This window comes from Rhizobium sp. 01N447_2 (assembly GCF_056399245.1).
Genome location: NZ_JBFTQY010000133.1, coordinates 1 through 6,859, shown reverse-complemented (window position 1 = coordinate 6,859; position 6,859 = coordinate 1). Strand labels below are relative to the sequence as shown.

The 6,859-nt window shown below is 59.1% G+C and carries 9 protein-coding genes and 1 pseudogene; 5 read left to right on the top strand and 5 right to left on the bottom strand.

Annotated elements, in window-relative coordinates; translation table 11 throughout:
• On the top strand, positions 1-634 hold a 634-nt coding region (locus AC1ECN_RS37725), incomplete at its 5' end, for a LysR family substrate-binding domain-containing protein (protein WP_477955927.1).
• A 761-nt stretch (positions 635-1,395) separates the two neighbouring features.
• Here AC1ECN_RS37725 and AC1ECN_RS37720 read toward each other — a convergent pair.
• From AC1ECN_RS37720 to AC1ECN_RS37705, 4 genes are all read right to left on the bottom strand, one after another.
• Complete coding sequence (locus AC1ECN_RS37720; protein ID WP_130673814.1) at positions 1,396-1,659, bottom strand: hypothetical protein; 264 nt, start codon at positions 1,657-1,659, stop codon at positions 1,396-1,398.
• Between the two features lie 4 nt (positions 1,660-1,663).
• A complete protein-coding gene (gene ku, locus AC1ECN_RS37715) occupies positions 1,664-2,476 on the bottom strand; it encodes a non-homologous end joining protein Ku (protein ID WP_130673813.1) in 813 nt (270 codons plus the stop codon).
• An 11-nt stretch (positions 2,477-2,487) separates the two neighbouring features.
• A complete protein-coding gene (gene ku, locus AC1ECN_RS37710) occupies positions 2,488-3,396 on the bottom strand; it encodes a non-homologous end joining protein Ku (RefSeq protein ID WP_130673812.1) in 909 nt (302 codons plus the stop codon).
• A gap of 61 nt (positions 3,397-3,457) precedes the next feature.
• Entirely contained in the window at positions 3,458-3,664 is a 207-nt protein-coding gene (locus AC1ECN_RS37705) for a hypothetical protein (RefSeq protein ID WP_130673811.1), read from the bottom strand.
• Between the two features lie 68 nt (positions 3,665-3,732).
• Here AC1ECN_RS37705 and AC1ECN_RS37700 point away from each other — a divergent pair, with 68 nt between their 5' ends.
• The 4 genes from AC1ECN_RS37700 to AC1ECN_RS37685 all read left to right on the top strand — a co-directional run bounded on the left by AC1ECN_RS37700 (position 3,733) and on the right by AC1ECN_RS37685 (position 6,333).
• On the top strand, positions 3,733-3,915 hold the full coding sequence (locus AC1ECN_RS37700) for a DUF3606 domain-containing protein (protein ID WP_130673810.1): 183 nt from the start codon (positions 3,733-3,735) through the stop codon (positions 3,913-3,915).
• 148 nt (positions 3,916-4,063) lie between these two features.
• Positions 4,064-4,300, top strand: coding sequence for a hypothetical protein (locus tag AC1ECN_RS37695; RefSeq protein WP_130673809.1), 237 nt, complete (start codon positions 4,064-4,066; stop codon positions 4,298-4,300).
• A 436-nt stretch (positions 4,301-4,736) separates the two neighbouring features.
• Entirely contained in the window at positions 4,737-5,021 is a 285-nt protein-coding gene (locus tag AC1ECN_RS37690) for a helix-turn-helix transcriptional regulator (RefSeq protein WP_018069805.1), read from the top strand.
• Entirely contained in the window at positions 5,011-6,333 is a 1,323-nt protein-coding gene (locus tag AC1ECN_RS37685; protein WP_130673808.1) for a type II toxin-antitoxin system HipA family toxin, read from the top strand. Before AC1ECN_RS37690 ends, AC1ECN_RS37685 begins: the two co-directional genes overlap by 11 nt.
• A gap of 233 nt (positions 6,334-6,566) precedes the next feature.
• Here the strand turns inward: AC1ECN_RS37685 and AC1ECN_RS37680 are convergent.
• Positions 6,567-6,859 (bottom strand): annotated as a pseudogene (locus AC1ECN_RS37680) (hypothetical protein); the annotation flags it as partial.

Genomic DNA, 6,859 nt, shown 5'->3' with positions numbered 1-6,859 from the left:
CGGCAAGACCATCCGGCAGATCAGGATCGGCACCGTCTATCCGGCGACCACCGGCGTGCTGCCGGCGTTTCTGGCAAAGATCGCTCGCAAGTATCCGGATATCCGCATCCATATATCAAGCGGCAATACCGGCGACATCATCCGCGGCCTGGAGAACGGTCAGATCAATCTCGGCTTCATCAGACCGGTGGAGAACATCGGCTCGTTGCGCTTCTCCTCGATCGCTCATGAGCGATATCTGCTGGCGGTGGCCCGCAGCAACCGGCTGGCGGAACAGGCGGAGATTTCCATCGACGACCTGCGCTCGGAAAGGATCATCGCCTTCAATCGCAAGAACCTCTCCTACACAGAGCGGTACTTCAACGAGAAGTTCGAGGAATATGACCTGACCCGCAACATCGCCTATAGCTGCGACGACACCTATTCGCTGGTGTCGCTGGTCTCGGCCGGCCTTGGCATCGGCTTTGCGCCGGAATGGACCGAAGGCTTGCCGAACCGGGCCTTCGAACTGAAGGCGGTCAGAGGCATCGACTTCAGGATCGGGCTTGGTGTTGCCTGGAGCAAGGACGATCCAACCGCCTCGCGTGACGACATCGTCGATATCGCCCGGTCACTGGCACGGCCGGGCAGGTGAGGCGAGGGGCGCCACGGTTGGTGCCCCAAATGGAATGGCTTGCCGGGGCTGGGGGATCAGGCGAATAATGGGACGTCAGGCGGTTCTGGCGCAACTGCCTCGCTGATCATGCCCCTGCGTCATCTGCTGGGAGAAAGATCGGCTCCTCGATCTTAGTATCGTTCGAGCGCATGAAAGCCTTCAATCGCCGCGCAACAGCAAGGCTGCCGAAACCAATCGACTTATCATAGGGCGCCCGGTCGCATCGAGGGGAATGGTTAGATCGAGGGGAATGGTTAGGAAGATGCAACACGTCACGCTGCAGGGTGGGGAGCTGGGTTTGCGATAGTGACGGGGAAGGTGACGGTTTCGAGCGTGTGGGTGCTGTGACATTAGCACCAGAGTTCGGGACGCGGGAGCGTAACGCTGATTGGTACGTTCATTGGTGCGATTGAAGGCGTGGGACCAGAACTCGCCGGGAACTCGACTCTCTGAGACCTGTGTACGACCGCGACCCGGATCCCACTGACGAACCCGGCGACGAGGTCGACGAACCTTCGAACGACTGGCCCGCTGCCCAAGACTGACCACGCCGTGGGGTCAGGTTGGTTCCTTGTTCAGGATCCATGAGCACTGAATTTCTTTGCTCGCAAGGCCGCATCGCTGAAATGCTTTTGACCACGGATGTACTGGCGCTGGTAAGAAGGCGATGATGAGGAAGGTCGGTGCGGTTTCGCCACGGCCCTTTTTTGTTTGAGAGGCTGGAGTTTCCTCAGGGCGGATCAGTGCCACGTATCCAGCAACGGCTCGTCGTCGTCAAAGTTTCCATTGCTGGCGGCATCGTACGGGTTGATACTCCGGCCGCCGCCACGCGTGCCATATGCGGTCAACTGAACCATGACCTCTTTCGCACGCTCGATGGCCTCGTCTTCGCTTGCAGCATGACCGTCCGCGACCTTGATCGACACCGCTTCCCCGTCGTCGCCGACAAAGTCTACCCGCCATCCGGTTTTCTCGTGAACAATCTTCGTTTCCAGCAAGTGCATCTGACTACCCTGACTTCCTGCCTTTGAGATCTGCCTCGACGCTCTTCCGGAGCGCGTCCATGATGCTGACCACATTGGACTTCGGAGCGACTTCGGCCGCCTTCCCCTTCGCCGCCTTTTTCGGCTTCAGCGCCTTCTTCTTCTCAGCGATGATCTTGAGCAGGCTCTCCTGGATTGGATCACTCACCATATCCGGAGACCAACGCGCGGTCTTCTTCTTGATAAGCTGCTGCACAAGGGGAATGAGATCCGGATCTGCTTTCTCGTCGATTTCCTCGAAGTAATTCTCCTCCGGTCGAACCTCGTCGCCGAAACGCAGCGTCCAGAGCACGATGCCTTCGCCGCGCGGTTCTAGGACGACCGCCCGCTCTCGGCGGCCCATCACGAGCTTCGACACGCCGAAAACCTTGTCGGCCTTCATGGCATCCCTGATCACCGCAAATGCCTCGTTGCCGACGGCGTCGTCCGGCATCAGGTAATGCGGCTTCTCAAGGTAGATCCACTCGATGCTGTCGGCCGGGACGAACTTGTCGATGTCGATCGTCTTCACCGTGTCGAGCGCAACGGCATCCAGATCGTCCTCGGTGAGGATAACGTAGTCGTTTTCCCCGCGAGCGTAGCCCTTGGCTTCGTTCTCGTCCTTGACGGGCTTGCCGGTGATGGAATCGATGTAGCGGGAGACGACGCGGTTGCCCGTCTCCTTGTTGAGTGTATGGAAGCGGACCTTTTCGCTTTCGCTCGTGGCCGGGGTCATAGCCACGGGGCAGGTGACCAGGGAGAGTTTGAGATAGCCTTTCCAGTAATATTTCGGAGCCATCGTCTATCTCCCTAGCTGGCTTTGCGCTGCGGGGCAGCCTTTGAAGCGGCGGACTTCACTGCTGCCCCGCGCGCGGCGCGCTGCCTCCCAGTGCCAGTGTTGGCGTTGGCGGCAGTGCGTTTCGATTTGTCCGCAGCGGGCTTCATCATGCCTGCGCTCTCGCGGAGCGCGGCCAGCAGATCGTTGGGCTTCGAGACCTCGACCTTCTTCGGCTTCGGAAGCGACTTGCCTTCCAGCTTCGCCTTCACCAGATCCGCGAGGGCGGCTTCGTAGCGGTCGTCGAAGGTCGCCGGATCGAATTCGCCCTTCTTGGTGCTGATGATGTGCTTTGCCAGATCGAGCATCTCGCCCTGGATCTTGAGCTTGGGCATCTCCTCGAAAGCCTTTTCGGAGGAACGAACCTCGTAGTCATAGTTGAGCGTGCTGGCGATCAGGCCCTTGCCGTGCGGCCGTATCAGCACCGTACGCATTCGACGGAATAGGACGGTGCGGGCGATGGCCGCGACCATCGACTTCTTCATCGCATCGCGGAGAGCCGCGAACGCGTCTCCGCCCATCTTGTCGGGCGTGAGGTAGTACGGCTTGTCGAAGTAGACGTCGTCGACGTCGGAGCACGGGATGAACGCCTCAATCTCGAGCGTTTTGTTGCTCTCAGGGATCGCGGCGGAAATTTCCTCAGGATCGATGATGATGTACTGGCCGTTCTCGATCTCGAAGCCCTTGGTCTGGGCTTCCTTCGGCACCGGATCCTCGGTCTCGTTGTCTATGAAGATGCGGTTGACGCGGTTGCCCGTGGCCTTGTTGATGGTGTTGAAGGTGATGCGCTCGCTAGTCGAGGCTGCCGTATAGAGAGCGACGCCGCAGCTTACCTCCCCGAACTTCAGAAAGCCTTTCCACTGCGCGCGTTGTCCTGACGGCATGACAAATACTCCGAATCATTAATACKCGACTCAAAGACGTGTCAGGGTGATTCGTTCCGACTCAAAACGAATCATTTTTCAATGCCTTGCGGAATTTCTCTCCCAAATTGATTCCGCCGTCTCCGCTGGTCGAATTGCGCCCGGCAGTAGTGGAAAGCCGTGGAGATTGTTCAGTTCGAGAGCCACAGCAACCTGCTTCCTCCAGCACCAAGCGGGCATCTCGCTCAGGGAATTCCGCAGCCGCTTCAAGCGCAGCATCATCATCCACTATCTCCCGGGAACCACCGGAATCATTGTGAGTTTCTACTGCGGACGTTCATTCGAAGGAGAAGCCCTATGGCACAGACACCGACATCCCGAGGCCGCGCACAGGATCGAGCCCGCGTGGCCGGCGGCCAGGATCACGAGGTCAAGTACGAAGCAAAGAAGGAGGGCGTCTCGAAAGATGCCGTCAAGAAGGCCGTGAAGAGCGCTGGCAACTCACGCAAGAAAGTCGAGGCCGAGATTGGTCGCCGTTAGACGGCCGAGCGGCGTTGCCCTGTCCACGGACGAGGCAGGTCCCCGTGGATGTCCTGTCTTTCCTAGTCTGGATCATGGCGACGCCGCTGTGTCGTAACGAAGCAGTCATAGCCACGCAGGCCTGCCGCCTCCATGTCTGGGGTAACGCATGTCCAAGTGCATACAGAACGACCACCTGCTGATGTCGAAGGCGGTCCGTGAATGGTATCGGTACTACGAGGTGGAGTGGGACGATCAAGCGTCCTCGTTTTTGTGTGATGCCGCCATCGAACTCTACAACGAGGGCTGTCGCTCGGTAAAGGAGATGGCGACCGTTCTGATCGGCACTTACGTCGGGCTGGCCGCCACGCGCGTAAACGCGCCATCTTCGAGCTCAGTGCATTGACAGGCCTAATTAGATGGGGCTGAACTCCATGTGATCCGACCGCGTCTTCTTCCAGCCATACAGCTTGTAACCTACTACTGAGCGTTCAACGAAATCCTTGTGCCGCGAGGTATGGTTTTTCGTGGGCCTTCAGTCCGAGCCCGTGCTCTTGAGCCTGCTTCCTGTATGTCGACCATGCCGGGTCCCGCCCCTTCAGACTCTATCGCGCCAACTGCCGCGCCCGCATTCGTATACCCGTACTATGTACAAAATTCTGGTCACAAACTTCCATCATGACCAATTAAATGAACAGAACTTGACATCGCCCCAAGTGCCATGGCACGATGTCCAAAATACTGGACGGGAGAAACTCTCATGTCCACTCAAATGAACAAAATAGGTCATAACGGTGCCCCGTCAGAGAAGCTACTCCAGAGTCACGCACCAGGCGCTCGCCATGCTCGGCAAACTGATCCGCGTCGGGCGCGCTGAGCGCGGCCTGACCGCGCAGGAACTGGCCGATCGTGCTGGTATCAGCCGGACGACATTGTCCAGCATCGAAAAAGGTGCGCCCGGTCCTGAGATCGGCATCGTCTTTGAAGTCGCGTCCCTCGTGGGCATGCGCCTGTTCGACTATGACGAGCGCATTCTCCAGATGCACAATACCCGTCTCGATGAAAAACTGACCCTGCTGCCCAAGAGTGTCCGCCACACGGTGAAGGAGGTCGATGATGACTTCTAAGGCGGACGCCACGGAAGCCTTTGTCTGGATGTGGCTGCCGGGGGCGGCGGAACCCGTGGTGGCGGGCCGCCTCGACCAGAATGGCGAGCGCCTGTTCTTCACCTATGGCGCCAGTTACCGCCGCCGCAAGAACGCCATTTCCGTCTATGAGCCGGAGTTACCGCTCCAGGAAGGCATTATCGCGCCCATCAACGGCCTGTCGATGGCGAGCTGCATTCGCGACGGCTCGCCCGATGCCTGGGGCCGCCGGGTCATCATCAACAGGCTGACGGGCAAGAAGCCCGACGCTGCCGGCGTGCCGGAGATCAGCGAACTTACCTATCTGCTCCAGTCCGGCTCCGACCGGATTGGCGCTCTCGATTTTCAGGCCTCGGCAACAGAGTATGTCCCCCGCCATGCCGCGCAGGCATCGCTCGACGAACTCATGGAAGCGGCCGCCCTCATCGAAAAAGGCGTCCCCCTGACACCGGCGCTCGAACTGGCCCTCAACCATGGCACCTCGATTGGCGGCGCGCGCCCCAAGGCCCTGATTAATGACGGGACGAAGAAATTCATCGCTAAATTCTCGGCAACCAACGACACCTACAGCGTGGTGAAGGCCGAATTCATCGCGATGAAGCTGGCAGCCGCCTGCGGGCTTAACGCGGCGTCCGTGGCGATGACCCGCGCCGCGCAAAAGGACGTGCTGCTGATCGAGCGCTTTGACCGCACGCACACAAAGGATGGCTGGAGGAGGCACGCCATGGTCTCGGCCCTGACCATGCTGGGCCTTGATGAGATGATGGCGCGCTATGCCTCTTACGAAGACCTGGCCGAGCTGATCCGTCGCCACTTCACGGCACCCAAGGATACGCTCAAGGAACTCTACGGGCGGATTTGCTTCAACGTGCTGTGCGGCAACACCGACGACCATGCCCGCAATCATGCCGCCTTCTGGGACGGCCGGATGCTCACTCTGACGCCGGCCTATGATATCTGCCCGCAGGGACGCACGGGTAACGAAGCCACGCAGGCCATGCTGATCAAGGGCGATGGCCGTGCCAGCACGCTCGCCACATTGCTAGCTGGCGCGCCGGATTATCACCTGAAAGAGGCGGAAGCCGCCACGGTGATTGAAAACCAGGTCACGATGATTGCCGCAAGCTGGCCAGCGGTCTGCGCGGAAGCCGAACTGAGCCTCGTCGACCGCAAGCTGTTCGCCGGACGTCAGTTTCTCAATAGCTACGCCTTTGAGGGGCTCGAAGGTCAAAAGGCGCTGCGGGATGCCTTTCGTGCCGCACGGGATGCACTGATCGCGAGCGGAGGCGCTTGACGATGACAGCGCGGCAGCAGCTCAAGAGACGCGATTGGCCGGCGGCCTTTTTCCGCTCTCCATGCGTCATGGGCTGCGGAGCAGACTGAGGCGGGAGCGTGTGCCGAGGGGCCGCCGCCGCGGTCGCTTCAATTGCCGTTCTCGTTCCGCTCACGCGGCCCTTCTAATGTTAATCGCGTTCCGGCGTGACATTCCCGCTTTTTAAGTCAGTTATCAAGCTCGGCCACGATCAATCAGTTGCCCCAGCCAATTTGGAACCGATCAAATCGAAGCTCGCTCAACGGCTGGTTGGAGGGGCCTAGCCTTACCGAACGAAGAACGACACGAAGCTCGGGGGAATAGTATTGTTCAAAAATAATCGGAGGCAATCCGGTCAGTTCGAGACGGCTGTTGACGGCCCAAACCTTGTAGGAACAAGATGCAATAGTTTCCTCTCCCCAGCCGTCGAACCTAATAATAGTAGCGCCCGAAACGGATTTTTTGCCATTGATGAAAAGCGTCGTCTCGGATTGCCAGTTCTTTTCTT